17 protein-coding genes are annotated in these 18,728 nt (G+C 59.6%); 9 read left to right on the plus strand and 8 right to left on the minus strand.

Going from position 1 to position 18,728, the window contains the following annotated elements:
• Window positions 1-163: 163 nt before the first annotated feature.
• Window positions 164-1,456 carry a tyrosine--tRNA ligase gene (gene tyrS, locus C4S72_RS19395; protein WP_104004844.1) on the minus strand — a complete coding sequence of 431 codons (1,293 nt, stop codon included), beginning with the start codon at window positions 1,454-1,456 and terminating at the stop codon, window positions 164-166.
• A gap of 194 nt (window positions 1,457-1,650) precedes the next feature.
• Between tyrS and C4S72_RS19400 the strand changes: the two genes are divergently transcribed.
• Window positions 1,651-3,081: an OapA family protein gene (locus C4S72_RS19400; RefSeq protein WP_104004845.1), complete on the plus strand. Its 1,431-nt coding sequence runs from the start codon at window positions 1,651-1,653 to the stop codon at window positions 3,079-3,081.
• Between the two features lie 3 nt (window positions 3,082-3,084).
• Window positions 3,085-4,182, plus strand: a complete 1,098-nt coding sequence (locus C4S72_RS19405) for an anhydro-N-acetylmuramic acid kinase (protein WP_104004846.1) — start codon at window positions 3,085-3,087, stop codon at window positions 4,180-4,182.
• 102 nt (window positions 4,183-4,284) lie between these two features.
• Here C4S72_RS19405 and erpA read toward each other — a convergent pair whose 3' ends face one another.
• The gene (erpA, locus tag C4S72_RS19410) at window positions 4,285-4,632 is read right to left on the minus strand and encodes an iron-sulfur cluster insertion protein ErpA (RefSeq protein WP_104004847.1); all 348 of its coding nucleotides are present in this window, start codon (window positions 4,630-4,632) and stop codon (window positions 4,285-4,287) included.
• A 62-nt stretch (window positions 4,633-4,694) separates the two neighbouring features.
• Entirely contained in the window at window positions 4,695-5,729 is a 1,035-nt protein-coding gene (gene argC / locus C4S72_RS19415; RefSeq protein ID WP_104004848.1) for an N-acetyl-gamma-glutamyl-phosphate reductase, read from the minus strand.
• A 115-nt stretch (window positions 5,730-5,844) separates the two neighbouring features.
• Between argC and C4S72_RS19420 the strand changes: the two genes are divergently transcribed.
• From C4S72_RS19420 to C4S72_RS19435, 4 genes are read left to right on the plus strand one after another with little or no spacing between them, the layout of a single operon-like run.
• Window positions 5,845-7,596 (plus strand): chloride channel protein, encoded by a 1,752-nt coding sequence (locus C4S72_RS19420; protein ID WP_104004849.1) that lies wholly within the window; start codon window positions 5,845-5,847, stop codon window positions 7,594-7,596.
• The gene (thiE, locus tag C4S72_RS19425; protein ID WP_104004850.1) at window positions 7,593-8,222 is read left to right on the plus strand and encodes a thiamine phosphate synthase; all 630 of its coding nucleotides are present in this window, start codon (window positions 7,593-7,595) and stop codon (window positions 8,220-8,222) included. The genes C4S72_RS19420 and thiE overlap by 4 nt, the downstream gene beginning before the upstream one ends.
• A 39-nt stretch (window positions 8,223-8,261) precedes the next feature.
• Window positions 8,262-9,542, plus strand: a complete 1,281-nt coding sequence (gene hemL, locus C4S72_RS19430) for a glutamate-1-semialdehyde 2,1-aminomutase (RefSeq protein WP_104004851.1) — start codon at window positions 8,262-8,264, stop codon at window positions 9,540-9,542.
• Window positions 9,539-10,159 carry a hypothetical protein gene (locus tag C4S72_RS19435; protein ID WP_104004852.1) on the plus strand — a complete coding sequence of 207 codons (621 nt, stop codon included), beginning with the start codon at window positions 9,539-9,541 and terminating at the stop codon, window positions 10,157-10,159. Before hemL ends, C4S72_RS19435 begins: the two co-directional genes overlap by 4 nt.
• Here C4S72_RS19435 and C4S72_RS19440 read toward each other — a convergent pair.
• Together C4S72_RS19440 and mrcB are read right to left on the minus strand one after the other, a co-directional pair.
• Entirely contained in the window at window positions 10,153-10,746 is a 594-nt protein-coding gene (locus C4S72_RS19440; protein ID WP_104004853.1) for a tetratricopeptide repeat protein, read from the minus strand. The genes C4S72_RS19435 and C4S72_RS19440 overlap by 7 nt on opposite strands.
• Before the next feature lie 26 nt (window positions 10,747-10,772).
• A complete protein-coding gene (gene mrcB / locus C4S72_RS19445; RefSeq protein WP_104004854.1) occupies window positions 10,773-13,103 on the minus strand; it encodes a penicillin-binding protein 1B in 2,331 nt (776 codons plus the stop codon).
• Between the two features lie 33 nt (window positions 13,104-13,136).
• Between mrcB and C4S72_RS19450 the strand changes: the two genes are divergently transcribed.
• Window positions 13,137-14,672, plus strand: a complete 1,536-nt coding sequence (locus C4S72_RS19450) for a bifunctional aminoglycoside phosphotransferase/ATP-binding protein (RefSeq protein WP_235009201.1) — start codon at window positions 13,137-13,139, stop codon at window positions 14,670-14,672.
• On the opposite strand, the gene C4S72_RS19455 is transcribed toward C4S72_RS19450, so the two are convergent.
• The gene (locus tag C4S72_RS19455; protein WP_104004855.1) at window positions 14,669-15,436 is read right to left on the minus strand and encodes a heme ABC transporter ATP-binding protein; all 768 of its coding nucleotides are present in this window, start codon (window positions 15,434-15,436) and stop codon (window positions 14,669-14,671) included. The two genes, C4S72_RS19450 and C4S72_RS19455, sit on opposite strands and share 4 nt — an antisense overlap.
• The gene (locus tag C4S72_RS19460; protein WP_235009202.1) at window positions 15,429-16,445 is read right to left on the minus strand and encodes a FecCD family ABC transporter permease; all 1,017 of its coding nucleotides are present in this window, start codon (window positions 16,443-16,445) and stop codon (window positions 15,429-15,431) included. The genes C4S72_RS19455 and C4S72_RS19460 overlap by 8 nt, the downstream gene beginning before the upstream one ends.
• A gap of 96 nt (window positions 16,446-16,541) precedes the next feature.
• On the opposite strand from C4S72_RS19460, the gene C4S72_RS19465 reads away from it, so the two are divergent.
• Window positions 16,542-16,859, plus strand: a complete 318-nt coding sequence (locus C4S72_RS19465; RefSeq protein WP_104004856.1) for a Rieske (2Fe-2S) protein — start codon at window positions 16,542-16,544, stop codon at window positions 16,857-16,859.
• Here C4S72_RS19465 and C4S72_RS19470 read toward each other — a convergent pair.
• Window positions 16,856-18,022 carry an aminotransferase class I/II-fold pyridoxal phosphate-dependent enzyme gene (locus C4S72_RS19470; protein ID WP_235009203.1) on the minus strand — a complete coding sequence of 389 codons (1,167 nt, stop codon included), beginning with the start codon at window positions 18,020-18,022 and terminating at the stop codon, window positions 16,856-16,858. The two genes, C4S72_RS19465 and C4S72_RS19470, sit on opposite strands and share 4 nt — an antisense overlap.
• Before the next feature lie 266 nt (window positions 18,023-18,288).
• On the opposite strand from C4S72_RS19470, the gene dksA reads away from it, so the two are divergent.
• Complete coding sequence (dksA, locus tag C4S72_RS19475) at window positions 18,289-18,720, plus strand: RNA polymerase-binding protein DksA (RefSeq protein ID WP_104004858.1); 432 nt, start codon at window positions 18,289-18,291, stop codon at window positions 18,718-18,720.
• Window positions 18,721-18,728 lie beyond the last annotated feature (8 nt).

Genomic DNA, 18,728 nt, shown 5'->3' on the forward strand with positions numbered 1-18,728 from the left:
CTTAGAAATTCAAGTGGTTGGAAAACCGCCTCGCTGGTCGTCTGCAACCCCGAAGGGCGTGTCGTCTCAAGCGAGGAGGCGCATTCTACAGACCTGCCGGAGGGAGTCAACAGCCTTTTTGAAAAAAGTTTCAAAAAGGCTGAATCGCCTCTCCAACCGTTGATCAGACGAAGAAGAGGTGATGCTTCTTCTTGCCCAGCTTAACCAGGAAGAAACGACCGAAGCGTGCATTCTCTTTACCGAACAGCGCTTCGGTTTCCATGTTCTGATCCATGGAGCAGCTCTGATCGTTGATCATCACCGCGCTTCTCTGCAGTGCATCTTTAACCTGCTTGCCGTTAGTGGCCACACCCGCTTCCACCAACAGCGAGGTCAACGGCAACTCGGACAGAGACTCCGGCAACTGGGAGGACGGCAGACCATCCAGCTGAAGCTGAGAGTAGTCGTTCTCGTCCAGCGCGGAGTGATCGCCGGAGAACAGCGCTTCGGTAATACGACGCGCCGCTTCCAGCGCCTGCTCTCCATGCACCAGGCGAGTAGCCTCTTCCGCCAGGATACGCTGAGCTTCAGGACGCCCTTCACGCGCTTTATCTTCAGCTTCGATCTCATCGATGCGCTCAACATCAAGGAAGGTGAAGAACTTGAGGAAGCGGTAAACGTCCGCATCCGGCGTCTGCAGCCAGAACTGGTAGAAGGCATAAGGAGAGGTTTTCTTCGGATCCAGCCATACCGCACCACCTTCAGTCTTACCAAACTTGGTGCCATCCGACTTGGTAATCAGCGGCAGGGTCAGTGCGTGAACAGACTTGCTGTTCATCCGACGTACCAGCTCGATACCACCGGTGATGTTGCCCCACTGATCGGAACCGCCGATCTGCAGGGAGCAGCCGTACAGCTCATTCAGCTTCTGGTAGTCGTATGACTGCAGGATCTGGTAAGTGAACTCGGTAAAAGAGATACCCTCGCCATCACGGTCGATACGCTGTTTCACAGACTCCTTGGAGATCATCTTGTTAACACTGAAGTGTTTACCGATGTCACGCAGAAAACTGAGCACATCCACATTGGAGGTCCAGTCATAGTTGTTAGCGAGGATCGCACCATCCTCACCACCGAAATCGATGAACTGGCTGATCTGCCCTTTCAGACAGTCACTCCACTGCTGTACCACTTCGGCAGAGTTCAGCTGACGCTCCTGCGCCTTGAAGCTCGGATCGCCGATCAGACCGGTAGCACCACCGACGAGTGCGATGGGACGATGACCATAATCCTGGAAGCGCTTGAGCATCAACAGGGGTACCAGGTGTCCCAGGTGCAGACTGTCGGCGGTAGGGTCGAAGCCACAATAAAGAGTAACCGGCCCTGATTCGAGATGCTCTACCAGCTCCTCTTCGCTGGTCGTCTGCGCGATCAAACCACGCGCCTTGAGGTCGTCAATCAGATTCCGCTTACTCATAGCTGCCTTCTATATAAATTCAGTTTCGAAAAACAAGGGGCGCATTTTAGCGCCGCCCCTTGACCCAGACAAATGAAACCCCTCGAAAAATGCTCAAGAAATCACCAACCTGGCAGACACAACAATAGGGAACTTCTATATACTCGGCAGTCATATTGCCATCGTTTCTAATTTCAGTACGCTCAGGTGACACCGTGATCCGAAAAGCCTCCAGTTTTGTTATCAGCCTTCCTAGAGTCCACCTCGCTGCTGCTTCTATCTGTACCGCCATTATTGGCACTACGCTGTTACTGCTTCCCTCTGAAGAGGTTGAGGCCACCCGCAGCACTCTGAAAATCATTCAGCCCGGCGACCAGCCACTGGCAACTCTGCCTTTGAGCAGCACCGATACCGCATCTTCGGATACCTTATCCCTCGATCCTGAGAGCGAAACCGTCAATCCATTGAGTGACGAAGTCGCAGAAACTCCACAGGCGCTCGCCGAAGCACCGGCACCGATTATCGAAAACTGGATAGATTTTGAGGTGCGTAGTGGCGACAGCCTCAGCACCCTGTTCCAGAGAGCCGGCCTTTCCGCACGGGATGTGTACCAGGTCAGCCAGGCCACCAAGGAGTCGGGAGAGCTATCCCGCCTCTACCCGGGACAAACGATCTCCTTCCTGATCGAAGGCGGCAAGCTGGAGAAAATGCGCTTTGCCGAGGATCGCCTGAACACTGTTGAACTGGTGCGTAATGACAGCGGTTACTCTATCGACCGGACGACCCTGGAACCACGTATCGAGCAGCAAACCGCCAGCGGCGTGATCAGCAACTCGCTGTTTGTCGATGCAGAGCGCGCTGGCCTATCCAGCCGCATGATCATGCAGATGGCCCAGGTACTGGGCTGGGACGTGGACTTCGCGCTGGATATCCGCAAGGGCGACCACTTCCGCGTACTTTACGAAGAGAAGTACCTGGATGACGAAAAAATCGGCGAAGGCGACATCCTGGCCGTGGAGTTCGTCAACGACGGTCGCCTCGTCCAGGCGGTGCGCTTTACCGACAGCCATGGCGACAGTAACTATTACACTCCGCAAGGGATGAGCATGCGCAAGGCGTTCCTGCGCTCTCCCGTAGACTTCCGCCGCATCAGCTCCAACTTCAATCCCGAACGCTTTCACCCGGTGCTGGGCAAGAAACGCCCCCATCGCGGCACCGACTATGCCGCCTCGACAGGCACGGCGATCAAGGCAGCCGGCGACGGTAAGATCATCTGGCGCGGCACCAAAGGCGGTTATGGACGCACCATCATTGTTCAGCACGGCGGCAACATCACTACCCTGTACGCGCATATGAACGGTTACAAATCCGGCCTATCCAACGGCTCACGCGTCAAACAGGGCGATATCATCGGCTACGTCGGCATGTCCGGCACCGCCACCGGCCCGCATCTGCATTACGAATTCCGCGTCAATGGCGTGCATAAAAACCCGGTTACCGTGGATCTGCCCCACGCCAGCCCGGTTCCTAAAGCTGAACTTGCCGCGTTCAACAAGCAATCAGCACAGCTGATGGCGATGCTGGATGCTGGCCAACCGGCGCTGGCCATGGCTGACAACACGCAAACCAACGAACTGAGCAACTAAGTCATGCCCCTTTACCTGGGACTGATGTCAGGTACCAGCGTCGACGGCGTTGACGCGGTCCTGGCTCGCTTCGAGCCCGGCTTCGAGATTATCGCCACCCATAGCACCCCAATCAGCGCTGAACTCAAGCAGCGCATCCTCGACATGGCTACCGGCAAGGGAGAGTCGATCGATAAACTGGGTGTGCTGGACAAAGACCTGGCTGACCTGTTCGCCGAAGCTGCCAATAATCTGATCGAGGCCAACCCTATCCCTCGCTCAGAGATCGCGGCAATTGGCAGCCACGGCCAGACCCTTCGTCACCGTCCTTCCCTCGGCTTTACGCTCCAGTCCGGCGACCCCAGCCGGATCGCTGAGCAGACCAGCATCAAGACCATCGCCGACTTTCGCCGACGGGACCTGGCCGCCGGCGGTCAGGGAGCACCACTGGTCCCCGCTTTCCATCGGGCGCTGTTCCAGAAGAGCGGTACGGATCGTGTCATCATCAATATTGGCGGCATGGCGAACCTGACCAGTCTTCCGGGCGATACCGAGCAAATGGTGATCGGTTTCGATACCGGCCCCGGCAATGTATTGCTGGACGAGTGGATTAGCCTGCAACAGAGTAAGGCTTACGATCAGGATGGAGCCTGGGGCGCCAGCGGCATGGTTAATTCCGAGTTACTCGAGCGTCTACTCGACGAACCCTTCTTCCAGCTACCGCCGCCCAAAAGCACCGGTCGCGAACTGTTCAGCATGGATTGGCTGAGCATCCACCTGAACAACATCAGCCCCATCGGAGCCGAGGACGTGCAGGCAACACTGGCAGAATTCACCGCCATCTCGATCTGCCACGCGGTGGCATCACTGGGGATGAGCTCGCCCGAGCTTTATATCTGCGGCGGCGGCGCTCGAAACCTGCATCTTATGCAGCGCATCGCGCGGCATGCACCGGGCTCAAACGTGCAATCCACGGCCACCCTGGGCCTCGATCCCGACTGGGTCGAGGCCGCTGCCTTTGCCTGGCTTGCCTGGCGCACCGATAGCGCGCTGAGCGGCAATCTACCTGCCGTTACAGGCGCAGCGGGCGAACGGATTCTGGGCGCTATCTACCCTGCTTGATACAAGATAGCTGACACAGAAAACTGGACTCTGAAACCTGGGCTTTGAAAACAGAAATGCCGGGGCAAGCCCGGCATTTTGATAGTCTGAGTCAGGGAAGAATCAGATAGAGAAGGATGATCCGCAACCGCAGGTCGTGGTCGCGTTGGGGTTGTTGACGATAAACTGAGAGCCCTGCAGACCTTCCCTGTAATCGACCACAGAGCCGGCCAGGTACTGGAAGCTCATCGGATCAACCAGCAACGTCACGCCGCTTCTCACGATCTCTGTATCGTCATCGGCCTTGTCTTCGTCGAACGTGAAGCCGTAAGAGAACCCCGCGCAACCGCCGCCGGTGATATAAACACGCAGTTTAAGGTTGTCGTTCTGTTCCTCTTCAATCAGCCCCCGGACTTTAGCCGCCGCCGCTTCGGTAAACTCCAGCGACGTATCCTGTACGTTTTCGCTCATATGACTAGAAATCCTCCACTTGAGGCTGAATTCTCCCTTATACCAACCGTTTTAGTCAAGTATTAAGGCATCAACCCCACCACATTCAGGCCGGCAGTTTCCTTCAGCCCGAACATGATATTCATCACCTGCACTGCCTGACCGGAAGCACCTTTCACCAGGTTATCGATCACCGACAGTACCACCACGGTGTCATCATCCTGCGGGCGATGAACGCTGATACGGCAGTAGTTGGAGCCCTTCACGCTGCGGGTTTCCGGATGACTGCCGGCCGGCATCACATCCACAAACGGCTCGTTGGCGAAGCGTTCTTCAAACAGCTGCTGCAGGCCCGGATCGACCGGATCCTTGAGTACGGAATAGAGCGTTGCGTGGATACCACGAATCATCGGCGTCAGGTGCGGCACGAAGGTCAGGCCAACCGGACGACCGGCTGCATTGCCAAGACCCTGGCGAATTTCCGGAAGATGACGATGGCCTGACGCACCGTAGGCTTTCATGCTTTCGCTGGTTTCACACAGCAGAGTACCGACACTGGCGCCACGGCCAGCGCCACTGACACCGGATTTGCAGTCAGCGATCAGGCGGCGATGATCCACCAACCCCTGTTCCAGCAGCGGCAGGTAACCGAGCTGGGTCGCGGTCGGGTAGCAACCGGCGCAGGCCACCAGCTGTGCGCCCGCGATCGCTTCGCGATTGACCTCAGGCAGACCATAAACCGCCTTTTCAACCAGGTCCGGGCAGGTATGCTCCAGCTTGTACCATTTTTCCCAGAGCGGCACGTCCTTGATACGGAAGTCCGCGCCCAGGTCGATAATTCTTACGCCGCGCGCAACAAGCTCCGGCGCCATGGACATGGCGACGCCGTGCGGTGTAGCGAAGAACACGACATCACAGGCGGCCAGGCGCTCGATATCCGGAACAGTGAACGCCAGGTCATAATGACCGCGCAGGTTGGGGAACATGTCAGCAACACGTACACCCTCTTCAGAGCGCGACGTAATGACTTCAACACTGACTTCCGGGTGATTCGCCAGAAGACGCAGCAGTTCGACGCCTGTATAGCCCGTACCACCAACAATACCTACCCTGACCACGGCAACCTCTCATCCACTTTTCAGAACTGTTAATCTTGTTAAGCACGCCAAAAGCCGAAGGAATCGGCGGCGTATAACAAGTATCATAACGACACACTAGTTCATTGACTATCGAATGCGTATAGAGATCCGCCGCATGCCCTGGCTTGAACGCTTCAGGCAACGACTGACCCATTTCGACGCCCTGCCCCAGCTGGTGGTACTGGGTGTGCTGTCCGGTTTATCCACCGGACTGGTCATCCTGCTCTTCCGTCTGGCGATAGAGCTGCCTCAACTTTGGCTACTCCCCGCCGGTATCAGCGAGCACTTTGAATCCCTGCCGCTGTGGCAGCGTTTCGCCTTTCCCGTCGTCGGTAGCCTGCTGCTGATCGGCCTGCTTTATGCCCTTCCCGTAGCTTCTCGCTCGGTGGGTATTCCGCACCTGATGGCCAGGCTTAATTACCACCAAGGCAAGTTATCGCTCACTAACCTGATTACCCAGTTTATTGGCGGCGCCATTGCTCTGGGCAGTGGCCATAGCGTGGGTCGCGAGGGCCCGGCCGTCTATCTTGGGGGCAGCTGCAGCAGCTTGATCGGGCAGTGGATGAAACTGCCTAACAACACCCTGCGCATACTGATCGGCTGCGGTACGGCCGCGGCTATTTCAGCGGTCTTTAACACCCCGCTGGCGGGCGTCATCTTCGCCATGGAGGTGGTGCTGCTGGAGTACAGCATCCTCGGTTTTATCCCGATCATTGTCGCGGCGGTGGTCGCCGATGTATTTATGCAGGTAACGCTGGGGCGCGCCGAAGGCCTGAGCCTGCCGACGCTGCCGCTGGATATGCTGCATGACCTGCCGCTGCTGCTCATTCTGGGGCTCGGCATTGGCCTTCTCGCCGCCGCTTTTATCGGCACCCTGCAGCAAACGCTGCGACTGAGGCGGGTACCGCTGGCGATCCGATTGCTGTTTGCAGGCTTTATTGCCGGCACCATTTCCATGGCTCTACCCGAGGTGATGGGCACAGGTTACGACAGTATCGAAGGCGTATTTCAAAACCCGGACCATCTGGAATTTCTGCTCCTGCTACTGATCTGCAAGACGCTACTGACCCCCTTCGTGATCGCCATGGGCATTCCCGGCGGTCTGATCGGCCCTTCACTGGTGATCGGCGCCGTCGGTGGCGCCCTGCTGGCCGGCACCGCCCGCCACCTGGGTCTGGATATCTCCACCGACCTGTTCGCTATTATCGGCATGGGCTCGATGATGGGAGCGGTGCTGAATGCCCCGTTGGCCGCGTTGATCGCCCTGCTGGAACTCACCGACAACTCGGCGATTATCCTGCCCGGCATGATCGCCATCGTCATCAGCAACCTGACGCTGCGTTCCCTGTTCAAGCGCCCCTCCGCATTCCAGGCGATGCTCCAGGCCCAGGGGCTGGATATTAACCAGGCGCCGGTGGCCCAGGCGCTCTCGCGCGCTGCTGTCGGCAGCCTGATGGACCGGGACTTTATCTCAACCCCGGGCCAAAGCACGCCGGAACTGCTGAAGCGACTGCTGCAAAGTTCGCCGCGCTGGATTCTGGTCGAGCGCCAGGATGAACGGGCACTGATGCCGCCGGGCGATATCAGAAGCTGGCTAGAGAACAACATTGGCGAGAAGGGCAGTGGCGAGAAGGATAAACCCGCCACCATCGACCTGATGCAGATCCCGGCTACACGCCAGGATGCGATCAACATCTACTCCCGCTCCACCCTACACGAGGCCTGGGAGCTGATGAGCGCCAAGGGCGTCAGCGCACTGCTGGTTGTCAGTAACCAGGACAAACCTCTCGGCGTGATCAGCCACCGCCAGATCGAAGAGTTCTACCACCACAGACAGGCACTATGAACGCAGTTAAACCCGGCCTATACGGCATCACCGATTCCACTCTTATGCCCGATGACCGCACGCTGCTCGATGCGGTTGAAAAATCCCTGCGTGGCGGCGCCAGCCTGATCCAGTATCGGGACAAATCCGATGACAGCGACAAACGCCTGCGCCAGGCCCGCGCCCTGAACCAGCTTTGCCAGCAATACCAGGTACCGCTGCTGATCAATGACGACGCCCAGCTGGCTTTTGACTCCGGCGCCAGCGGTGTTCATTTGGGCCAGACCGATGGTTCGCTGCAGCAGGCCCGCGACCTGTTGGGGCCCGACGCCATTATCGGCATCACCTGCCACGACCAGCTCGACCTTGCCCTGCAGGCCAGGGAAGGTGGCGCAGATTACGTCGCCTTCGGCGCTTTCTTCGCCTCCAAAACCAAGCCCAACGCCCAGCCGGCGCCGCTGACTCTGCTGCAGCAGGCGCGGCAGCAGCTGGACTGCCCGATAGTGGCGATTGGCGGTCTCAGTGTGGATAATGCCAGCCAGGTTATTTCCGCCGGCGCGGACCTGGTCGCCGTGGTTCATGCTCTCTTTGCAGCCGACGACATCGAGACCCGCGCCCAGGCATTCAGCCGCCTGTTTGCCCGTTGAATTCCAGTTTCATCCATTAAAGATTTAAGGAAGGCACCCATGTCAGGTTCCGAAGCTCTGTTCAAGGCCGCCCAGGCCCATATTCCCGGTGGTGTTAACTCCCCGGTCCGCGCATTCAAGGGTGTTGGCGGCACTCCGGTTTTCTTTAAAAAGGGCGAAGGCGCCTACCTGATCGACGAAGACGACAAGCAGTACATCGACTACGTCGGTTCCTGGGGCCCTATGATTCTCGGCCACAACTTCCCGCCGGTGATGGACGCGGTGCGTTCCGCGCTGGATAACGGCCTCGGCTTCGGCGCCCCTACCGCTATCGAAACCGAGATGGCTGACAAGGTCTGCGAGATCATGCCGTCCATCGAAATGGTACGCATGGTGAGCTCAGGCACCGAAGCCACCATGAGCGCTATCCGCCTGGCCCGTGGTTACACCGGCCGTGACAAGATCGTCAAATTCGAAGGCTGCTACCACGGTCACTCCGATTCCCTGCTGGTCAAGGCAGGCTCCGGCGCGCTGACCCTGGGTGAACCGAACTCCCCGGGAGTTCCCGCTTCCCTGGCCGAGCACACCCTGACCCTGGAATACAACAACCTGGATAACGTGCGCGAAGCCTTTGCCCAGGTCGGCGAGCAGGTCGCCTGCATCATCGTCGAGCCGGTGGCCGGCAACATGAACTGCATCCCGCCGCAGCCGGGCTTCCTGGAAGGCCTGCGTGAAATCTGCGACCAGTACGGCACCGTGCTGATCTTTGACGAGGTAATGACCGGTTTCCGCGTCGCGCTCGGCGGCGCCCAGGCTTACTACAACGTCAAGCCTGACCTGACCACCCTCGGCAAGGTGATTGGCGGCGGCCTGCCGGTCGGCGCATTCGGCGGCAAGAAAGAGATCATGTCTCATATCGCACCGCTGGGCCCTGTGTACCAGGCGGGCACCCTGTCCGGTAACCCGCTGGCCATGTCTGCGGGCCTCGCGATGTTGAACGCTCTGTGCGAAGGCGATGTTCATGAGTCGCTGAGCGCCAAGGCCGAGTACCTCACCCAGGGTCTGGAAGTGATCGCAGCACGCCACAACGTGCCGTTCACCACCAACTGTGTTGGCGGCATGTTTGGCCTGTTCTTCACCGACAAGTCCGAAGTAACCGACTTCAAGGGCGCCACCGCCTGCGATACCGAAGCCTTCGGTCGCTTCTTCCACGCCATGCTGGATGAGGGAATCTACTTGGCACCATCCGCCTTCGAAGCGGGCTTCATCTCCGATGCTCATACCGAAGCGGATCTGGATGCGACCCTGGCGGCAGCCGACAAGGCGTTCGCCGCCCTGTGAGCGCACTCACCACCCTCGCCGACCTGATACTGCTGCTGGTCGCCAGCGGCAGTGCCATCTGGGCCTATCGATCCAAACAGACCGAGAAACCACACTCGGTGCTGCTCGGAGCCTGGTCATTAAGCGCGCTGTTTCTGGCACTGGCGGTTATTGCCGCCTGGCTGCCGCAAGGCAGCGCCGACCTGGAGACGCTGAAGCGTCTGGGCATCAATCTGGGGATCTACGCAGGCATGCCGATGCTGGCAACAGCGGTCTATGCGCTGGGCAAGCGGCTGTTCTGGAGTGCTGCCGGGTGGGGAAGACTGCTGCTGGGCTTTTTCGCCCTGTTTGAGCTGAACCGGCAGCTGGGTTACGGCGAGGAGTACACCAATGTGCTTGGCGCCGCCTCGGTGATTGGCGTGTTGAGTGGTGCGCTGTTCCTGGGCCTTACCCAGGCGCGCATTCTCAGCGCTGCTGCTGCAGTCTGTGTCGCTGCAGCTCTGGCGTTCAGCGGCAGTTCTGCCCTGCCCGTCATGGCCTATCCGATGGCCGCCACCTTGCTGGCCGCCATCGGCATCGCACTGCTGACCTCAGCAGTGCGCCTCGAAATTTCTCAGCTGAACCAGCCGTCTCAGTAACGGCTGGCTTTCTGCTGAGCCTCACGGGCGCCGGCGCTGTCGCCGGCGTCACTTCTGATCAGCGCGATCAGGCTCCACAGGCGGCGCTGCTGCTGCGCCTGCCCTGAAGCCACATTCACACCTTTCAACGCCACCTGTTCCGCCTGCAGGAACTGGCCAAGACGGCGCTGCACGTCGGCCAGCTGGTAATAGATCTGCGGATCACGCGGTGCAATACGCAGGGCGCGTTCCAGGCGATTCTGGGCGGCCCGCAGATCACCGTTCTGGGTTTCCTGCTGGGCGGTATCGAGCAGCGCCACGACTGCAGCATTACGGGTCTGCTGACTCGCATCCTGACCCGATGTACCGCTGCCTGCATTGCTCTCTTCAGGCACCTCGATGCGCTGCTGGCGGAACACCGGCATTTCATCGATAGGCTGAACCTTCACACCAGGGCTGGGATCCACCTCCTGCACACTGCCTGGCGGCGGTGGCAAAGTGCTGGACCGACTTTCGCTACGATCCTCCACCGGCGCCCGGTAAGGGTTCGGACCTGCACAGCCCGCCAGCAAAAGCGCCAATCCCAGCGCCGGAACGATCTTCTTCATAATCTAGCCTTTCGTTGATCTCGGTATCATTGGAACCAGCCACGGAACCAGTCCAACGGATTATTCGACTGCGACCGTCGCTGCCCACAGTCGACACTACCCTTCGGCTCGGTACCCGCCAGGAAAGGCAGCTGCTGCGAGCCTTCGCAGCGTTTGTCCGACAGTAGACCCGTCGCCTCATCAATCCAGGTGTACTCCACCCCCTCAGGGCGCGAAGCATAGAACGGTTCAGGGTGCTCACGCCGCATAAAATCGGTCCAGACACGCAGGGCGCCGCTGGAACCGGTAAACGGCAGACTGGCATTATCATCGCGTCCCACCCAGACAACCGCAAGTCGATTCCCGGTAAATCCGGCAAACCAGCTGTCTCGCTGACCGTTGGAGGTGCCGGTTTTGCCGGCGATATTCAGGTTATTGGGCAGCACCGAGTAGGCGTAACGGCCGGTGCCCTCGCGAGCGACCTCCTGCATGGCGTACTGAATCAGGTGCACCAACCGGGGATCGACCTGCTGACGCAGTTTGAACGGATAACGTGACAGCTCTTCACCCTCGGCATCGGTAACCGAGCGGATCGCCCGCAACGGCACACGGAAACCGTTGGCCGCGATGGTCTGGTAGACACCGGCTACCTCCAGTGGCGACAGCGCCTGGGCACCGAGCAGCAGCGACGGGTAGGGTTTCAGCTCCCGATCCACACCAAGCCGCTCCAGCATATCGACCACCTTGTCGACACCGATATCCAGACCGAGCTTAGCCGTGGCCTGGTTATAGGAGCGCGACAGTGCGTAATGCAGCGGCACCTCGCCGTGGCTCTTGTGATCAAAATTGTCCGGCGACCAGATATCACCGTTGGGCAGTTCCAGATCGAAGGCTTCATCCTCAACCCGTGAAGCCAGGGTATACCCCTGCTCCAGCGCCGTCAGGTAAACCGCCGGCTTGACCAGCGACCCCACCGGACGCAGTGCATCCAACGCCCGGTTGAAACCTTCATAGCTGCTGTTACGACCACCGATTACCGAGAGAATCTCACCGGTCTGCGGATCCGCCACTACCATGCTGCTTTCCAGCTCATTGGCGGGGAGCTTGTAACCACTTTCCAGTTTTTTCAGCCAGTCCTGCTGAGCCCCCTCGGCGCGGGCCTGCACCAGCGGATCCAGGGCAGTGAAGACACGCAGACCTTCGGAGCTGAGATCCTCATCGCGGTACTCCTCCTGCAACTGACGCTTCACCAGATCCAGGTAAGCGGGGTAAGCGCCCTTGCGCAGACCGCCCTGCTCTACCACACCCAGGGGCTCTTCGATGGCGGCCTGATACTGCTCTTCATCGATCTTCTCCTGATCTTTCATCAGGCGCAGCACCAGGTTACGCCGCTCCAGCGCGCGCTCCGGATGACGCCGGGGATCGAAGTAAGAGGGCCCTTTCACCAGACCCGCCAGCAGCGCCGACTGCGCCAGTGACAGCTCTCCCACGGGACGGCCGAAGTAATAACGACTTCCCATACCGAAGCCATGGATGGCGCGGGCGCCAGACTGCCCCAGGTAAACCTCGTTCAGGTAAGCTTCGAGGATATCGTTTTTGTCGTAGTGCAGATCGAGCAGCACCGCCATCGGCATCTCAAGCAGCTTGCGCACCAGAGTACGATCCGAGGTCAGGTAGAAGTTCTTGATCAGCTGCTGAGTCAGAGTACTGCCACCCTGCACAAAGCGACCGGCCTGGATATTGACCCACATGGCACGGGCGATACCGCGCAGGGAAACACCGTAATGGTCGTAATAATCCCTGTCTTCCACGGCGATCAGCGCCGCAGGCAACGCGGGCGGCGCATCTTCCAGGCGAATCAGGTCCCGATCTTCGTTATCCTTAGGATAGATACCACCGATCAGCATCGGCTCCATCCGCACCAGCGACAGCGAACGGCCACCGCCGTCCCGCAGGCGCTGCAAACTACCGGAGCCAAAGTCCAGTTGCAGCGTACGGGAGGCTTCCTCACCATCGGGGAAAGGGAAGCTGCGGGTTACGATACGGGCGCTGTTGCCAGACCAGTGCACGCTGCCGGGACGACTCGCAGAGGAGACGGAGCGATAGCCCAGCGCCTGCAGCTCGATTTTGAAATCATCGGCCGTCAACGCCTGCCCCGGATAGAGTTCCAGCGGCCGGGCATAGACCTTGGCGGGCAGCGCCCAACGCTTGCCTTCAAATTTTTCCCGCACCTGGGCATCGAGATAAACAAGCCCCGCTGCAGCGACCACCGAGAGCACCAGCGCCAGCTTGAGCAGGGGCCCAAGCAGCTTTCTGAACCAGGAACGGGAGGTCTTGCGACCCCGTGCGGGCTTGCGGCTATTTCTCTTTTTACTCATCGTGTCAGTATAATCCGGAGCTTTATCAACTGAATGCGCGTCATGGTACCAGAACTGATCCAACGCTTGCGCCTGCCCGAGCACTACCCCCACCCGGTCACTGAGATCGAGGTGATAGAGACTCACATCTCCTGGCTGCTGCTCACCGGCGACTACGCGTACAAGATCAAGAAACCGGTCAATTTCGGTTTTCTCGATTTCACTACCCTCGAGCAGCGACGTTACTGCTGCGAGGAGGAGCTGCGCCTGAACCAGCGCCTGGCGCCCGATATCTACGAGGCGGTCGTACCGATCAGCGGCACTGAATCAGCGCCATTGCTGGGCGACGCTTCCGCGCCGATCGAGTACGCCGTACGCATGCGCCAGTTCGAATCGGGCCAGCGCCTGGATCAACTGCTGCAGCGCCACCAGTTTCAGGCCAAGTGGATCGATGTCCTGGCCGCACAAATCGCCGATTTCCACAAACGTATTCCGATCGTGGCCCAGGACAGTCCCTGGGGTGGACCGGAAACTATCTCCGGCGTGGTCTTCGACAACTATGCGCACCTGGACAAATCCCGCCTTTCCAGCGATGACATCGCACTCCTTGAAAGGCTCGAAAGCTATACCAAGCAGCGTTTCGAAGCCCTCAAGGACACTCTGGCCGCGCGCAAGCGCCAGGGGCATATTCGCGAGTGCCATGGTGACCTGCATCTGGGCAACGTTACCCTGTACCAGGGCCATCTGCGCCTGTTCGACTGCATCGAGTTCAACCTGCAGTTCCGCTGGATAGACACCATCTGCGATCTGGCGTTCCTGCTGATGGACCTGGAAGCGAACGGACAGTTCCGCTGGGCTAACCGTTGTCTGAACCGCTACCTGGAATTGACTGGGGATTATGACGGCCTGGTGCTACTCGATTTTTACAAGGCGTATCGCTCCATGGTGCGCGCCAAGGTCGCCATGCTCGGCGATCACCCGGATATCGACGCTTTCCGTCATTACCTCAAACTGACAGAGCGCTACTGCACACCCAAGCCGCCATTCCTGCTGTTGATGCACGGCGTCAGCGGCAGCGGCAAAAGCTACCTGAGCAAGCGTCTGTTCGAGGCGATGGGCGCCATCCGCATCCGTTCCGATGTGGAGCGCAAGCGGATCTATCGCGAGGCATCGCGCAGCCAGCAGCTTGAGCTATACGGCTCTGACATGAACCTGCGCACCTTCAATCACTTGCTGGACAGCACCCGTGCCATGCTGCGTGCGGGGATCAGTGTGGTGGTGGATGCCACCTTTATCCGCCTGCGCGGTCGCAATCTGTTCCGCCAGATGGCGGCAAAAGAGCAGGTTGATGTCAGGATCATCAGCTGCCACTGCGACCAGAATCTGATCGAGGCAAGGCTGAAGCGGCGTGCTGAAGAGGGTACGGATCCCTCCGATGCCGATGTGGAGGTGATGCTGCGCCAGCAGGAGCTTCTGCACCCGATCACCGCTGAAGAGAGCCTGGTCACTCTGGATGTGGATACCCGCGACGACGAGGCAATCGAACAACTGCTGGCCCAGCTGCGCGGCCAGAAGCTGATCGAAGACTAACCCCCGCCCGAACTGCTGAACAGCGCCTGTCCGCCGGATGATTCGTAGCGTTCGATACGCACGTCATACAGCGCGGACAGGGTCTCGGCGGTCATCACCTCGGCGCATAGCCCCTGCGCGACCAGTTCACCCTCGCGCATCAGCAAGACCCTGTCGGCATAGCAGGCCGCCAGATTCAGGTCGTGCAGCACGATAAAGATCGAGTATCCCTCCGCAGCCAATTGCCGCAGCAGCGTCAGCGCCTGATGCTGATGTTTGAGATCCAGCGCCGTCAGCGGCTCATCCAGCAGAATCAGCGAAGGCTCTCGCCCGCGCTGCGCCAGCACCCGCGCCAGCTGAACACGCTGCGCCTCGCCCCCGGACAGGCTTAGATAACTGCGATCCAGCAGATGTGCGATATCCAGCCCCGCCGCCAGCTGTTCGATACGCTGGTCCAGCTCCGGCAGGCTGAGATCCAGTGGATAACCGCCCATGGCGATGACCTCCCGTACCGGGAAGGCGAAGTCCAGCGGCTGGCTCTGCAGCATCACCGCCAGATGGCGGGCACGCTCGGCAAGCGGGTATCGATGCAGGTTACGCCCACGCAGTAACACCTCACCGGAACCGGGTTCGAGCAGGCCACTAAGCAGCGCCAGCAGCGTCGATTTGCCGGACCCGTTTGGACCCAATGCTACGTGGATAGCGCCACCCTGCAGCTGCAGATCAAGGGGCCTGATACGTCGTGAGCCGCCGCCCTCAAACGCCAGTGTGCGCGCTTCAAGCATAGCCGCCTCCACGTCGCATCCGGTAGAGCAGTACAAACAGGAAGAAAGGTCCGCCCACCAAAGCGGTCAAAATACCGATCGGCAGCTCAGCAGGACTGGCCAGCATGCGCGACAGCAGATCCGCGAGACCGAGGAAAAACGCCCCCAACAGCGCCGAGTGCGGCAGCAGATGGCGGTTATCAGGCCCGCTGAGCAAACGCACCAGGTGCGGCACAATCAGGCCCACAAAGCTGATCAGGCCACCAAAAGCCACCACAGAGCCCACGCCCAGCGCACAGAGCACCACCAGGCGGCGCTGCAGCTTGATCACATCCACACCCAGCAGTTGGGCCTGAGAAACACCCAGCAGCAGCAGGTTGAGTTCGCGCCCCTCCCGCGCCAACAACATCAGCACGGGGAAGGCAACACAGCTAAGCACAATGACCGGCAGCCAGCCCTGCACGCTGAAGTTGCCCATCAGCCAGAAGCTCGCCTGGCGCAGTGTCAGCTCATCGGAGAGATACTTGAGAGCGCCGATACCGGCCAGGGCGATAGCATTGATCGCCATCCCGGTGAGCAGCAGCGTAGTCACCGATACACCCGCGAGGGAGCGCGACAGCCTCATCACCAGCCAGGTGGAGGCCAGGCCACCCATAAATGCGGTCAGCGGCATGGCAAACTCGGCAAAGCGATGCTGTACCAGCCAACCACCGGCGAACACCATCAGCGTGACTACGGCCAGAGCTGCACCGGCGGAGACACCGATCAGCGAAGGATCCGCCAACGGATTACGAAACAGTGACTGGGCCGCGGCACCGGTGCAGGCCAACAGCGCACCGGCGAACAGCGCCAGCAGCAGTCTTGGTAAGCGCAACTGGTAGAGCACCCGCCCCTGGTCGCTGTCTGGCGCCAGCCAGGCGCCAGGTTCCAGCTGTAGCGCACCAAAGTTCAGGCTGACAAAGCTCAACAGCAACAGCGCCAGCAGTAATACCAGCCGAAATAACACCGGAGACCGGCTAATACTGGGCAAATGAATCTCTCCCACCGTAAAATCAGCGCCTTAGTTTAATGAAAACTGATCATCAAATTCAGTCATAAAAATCAGTCTAAACAAATGGGAAAGCCGATGCAGGAGATCTGCAAACTGGACGAACTGCCGGATGGAGAGGGCCGAGGCTTCGATATCGAACTCGACGCGCTGCTATTGATCCGCCGCGGCGAGCAGGTGTTCGCCTATCGCAACAACTGCCCCCATCGCGGCATCCGCCTGGAGTGGCAGCCGGACCAGTTTCTCGACTACGAGAAACAGTACATCCAGTGCGCCACCCACGGTGCCCTGTTCACCATCGATGAGGGCGAGTGCATCGCCGGCCCCTGCCCCGGCGAGAAGCTGGACCAGCTGCGCTGTCGGGTTGAAGGGGGCAAGGTCCTCGTCGACATTTAACGGGCGCCGCGCTTCGCCAGCCTCTCCAGCGCCAGCTCGATACGATCAAGCCCGGTGGTGTAGGAGAAGCGCACGTAACGCTCGGCATCGAAGCGAGAAAAATCCGCACCGGGCGTTGCCGCCACCTTATCCTCTTCCAGCAGCGACCAGCACCAGTCAAAGCTGTTATCGGTGAGGTGGCTGGCATCGGCGTAGACATAAAACGCCCCTTCCGGCGGCCGGGCGATACCAAAGCCCAGCTCACGCAGACCGGAAACAAGCAGATCCCGCCGCTTGCCAAACTCGACCCGACGCTGTTCGAAAAGCTCGATCGACTCCGGCTCGAAACAGGCCAGGGCCGCATGCTGGGAGATGGTGGGCGGTGAGATAAACAGGTTCTGCGCCACCTTTTCCATCTCGGCCACCGCATCCGCAGGCCCAACCAGCCAACCCAACCGCCAGCCAGTCATGCCGAAATACTTCGAGAAGCTGTTCATGACGATCACGTCGGAGTCCAGCGCCAGCGCGGTCTCGGCATCGAAGCCATAGGTGAGGCCGTGATAGAGCTCGTCGACGATCAGCTCGCCACCCAGCTCACGTACCACCGCGGCGATCTTGGCCATCTCATCCGGCGGTACGACTGAGCCTGTAGGGTTTGCCGGCGAGGCCAGCAGAACGCCGGCGGTATCGGGCTGCCAGTGTTCCCGCACCAGTTCGGCGGTGAGCTGAAAATTGGTCGATGCATCCACCCTCACCCGCTGCGCCCGCGCCTCGACCAGTCGCAAGAACTGCGGATTACAGGGATAACCGGGATCCGCCATCATAAAACTGCTGTCTTTTTCGGCCAGCAGGGCAAAGGCCAGCAGCAAACCGCCGGAGGCACCCGGCGTCACCAGTACCCGCTCGGGGCCGATATGCACACCGTAGCGCTCGGCGTAAAACTGCGCGATGCGCTGGCGCAGCGGGGCAATGCCCCCGGCCGGGGTGTACTGGATGCTGCCAGCGTCGATCAGCTTGCTGGCGGCCGCCTTGACCAGCGGCGCGGCGCTGAAGTCTGGCTCGCCCGCCTCCATATGGACCACATCAAAGCCCTGATCATCCAGCTCTCGCGCACGCTTGAGCAGATCCATCACCTTGAATGAATCGATCGCCCTGGCTCTTGAACTCCAGTTTTTTGCACTCACCTTATACCCTCCGTTGAACTGAGCCAGAGTATACCCGCCCCACCCGTTGAAGCAGAGCGACCAAGGTCGTAATCTGGCGCTCTGGAGCTGGATCAAAGCGGTCACGTAAAGTGCGCAAATCCACCGAACAGGTCTAGCCTAAATGGAAGGCTTCTGGTAATTTCACCGGCTTTTGAGATACCGCGCACTGCGGTTTCCCTAATCAGGATCAGGGCCCGGCACCGGGAAAACCTCGTCAAAACGGCCCTAGATGTGAGGCTGCGCCAATGCCAAATACAACCGAATCTCAGTTCACACACTTCGAACCTTATCCGCTTGATACGGGTGAGGAGTACATGAACGATGCGCAGAAAGATCACTTCCGCGCCATCCTGTTGAACTGGAAACACCAGTTGATGGAAGAAGTGGACAGCACCATTACGCATCTCAAGGAAGAAGCATCCAACTTCGCCGACCCGAGCGACCGGGCCAGCCAGGAAGAGGAATTCAGCCTCGAGTTGAGAACGCGTGACCGTGAGCGCAAACTGATCCGCAAGATCGACGAAGCGATGGAACGGATCGACGAAGACGACTACGGCTACTGCGATGCCTGCGGCGTTGAGATCGGCATCCGCCGTCTGGAAGCCCGCCCGACCGCCACCCTCTGCATCGACTGCAAGACGCTGGCCGAGATCAAAGAGAAACAGCTCGGCGGCTGACCAGACAT

Source organism: Marinobacterium lutimaris (assembly GCF_900108065.1).
Lineage (GTDB): Bacteria > Pseudomonadota > Gammaproteobacteria > Pseudomonadales > Balneatricaceae > Marinobacterium_D > Marinobacterium_D lutimaris.

Bases quoted from the DNA above. Each gene is read 5' to 3' on its own strand.
- tyrS (WP_104004844.1), bottom strand. From the start codon at position 1,456: ATGAGTAAGCGGAATCTGATTGACGACCTCAAGGCGCGTGGTTTGATC.
- C4S72_RS19405 (WP_104004846.1), top strand. From the start codon at position 3,085: ATGCCCCTTTACCTGGGACTGATGTCAGGTACCAGCGTCGACGGCGTT.
- erpA (WP_104004847.1), bottom strand. From the start codon at position 4,632: ATGAGCGAAAACGTACAGGATACGTCGCTGGAGTTTACCGAAGCGGCG.
- C4S72_RS19420 (WP_104004849.1), top strand. From the start codon at position 5,845: ATGCGTATAGAGATCCGCCGCATGCCCTGGCTTGAACGCTTCAGGCAA.
- thiE (WP_104004850.1), top strand. From the start codon at position 7,593: ATGAACGCAGTTAAACCCGGCCTATACGGCATCACCGATTCCACTCTT.
- hemL (WP_104004851.1), top strand. From the start codon at position 8,262: ATGTCAGGTTCCGAAGCTCTGTTCAAGGCCGCCCAGGCCCATATTCCC.
- C4S72_RS19440 (WP_104004853.1), bottom strand. From the start codon at position 10,746: ATGAAGAAGATCGTTCCGGCGCTGGGATTGGCGCTTTTGCTGGCGGGC.
- mrcB (WP_104004854.1), bottom strand. From the start codon at position 13,103: ATGAGTAAAAAGAGAAATAGCCGCAAGCCCGCACGGGGTCGCAAGACC.
- C4S72_RS19450 (WP_235009201.1), top strand. From the start codon at position 13,137: ATGCGCGTCATGGTACCAGAACTGATCCAACGCTTGCGCCTGCCCGAG.
- C4S72_RS19455 (WP_104004855.1), bottom strand. From the start codon at position 15,436: ATGCTTGAAGCGCGCACACTGGCGTTTGAGGGCGGCGGCTCACGACGT.
- C4S72_RS19465 (WP_104004856.1), top strand. From the start codon at position 16,542: ATGCAGGAGATCTGCAAACTGGACGAACTGCCGGATGGAGAGGGCCGA.
- dksA (WP_104004858.1), top strand. From the start codon at position 18,289: ATGCCAAATACAACCGAATCTCAGTTCACACACTTCGAACCTTATCCG.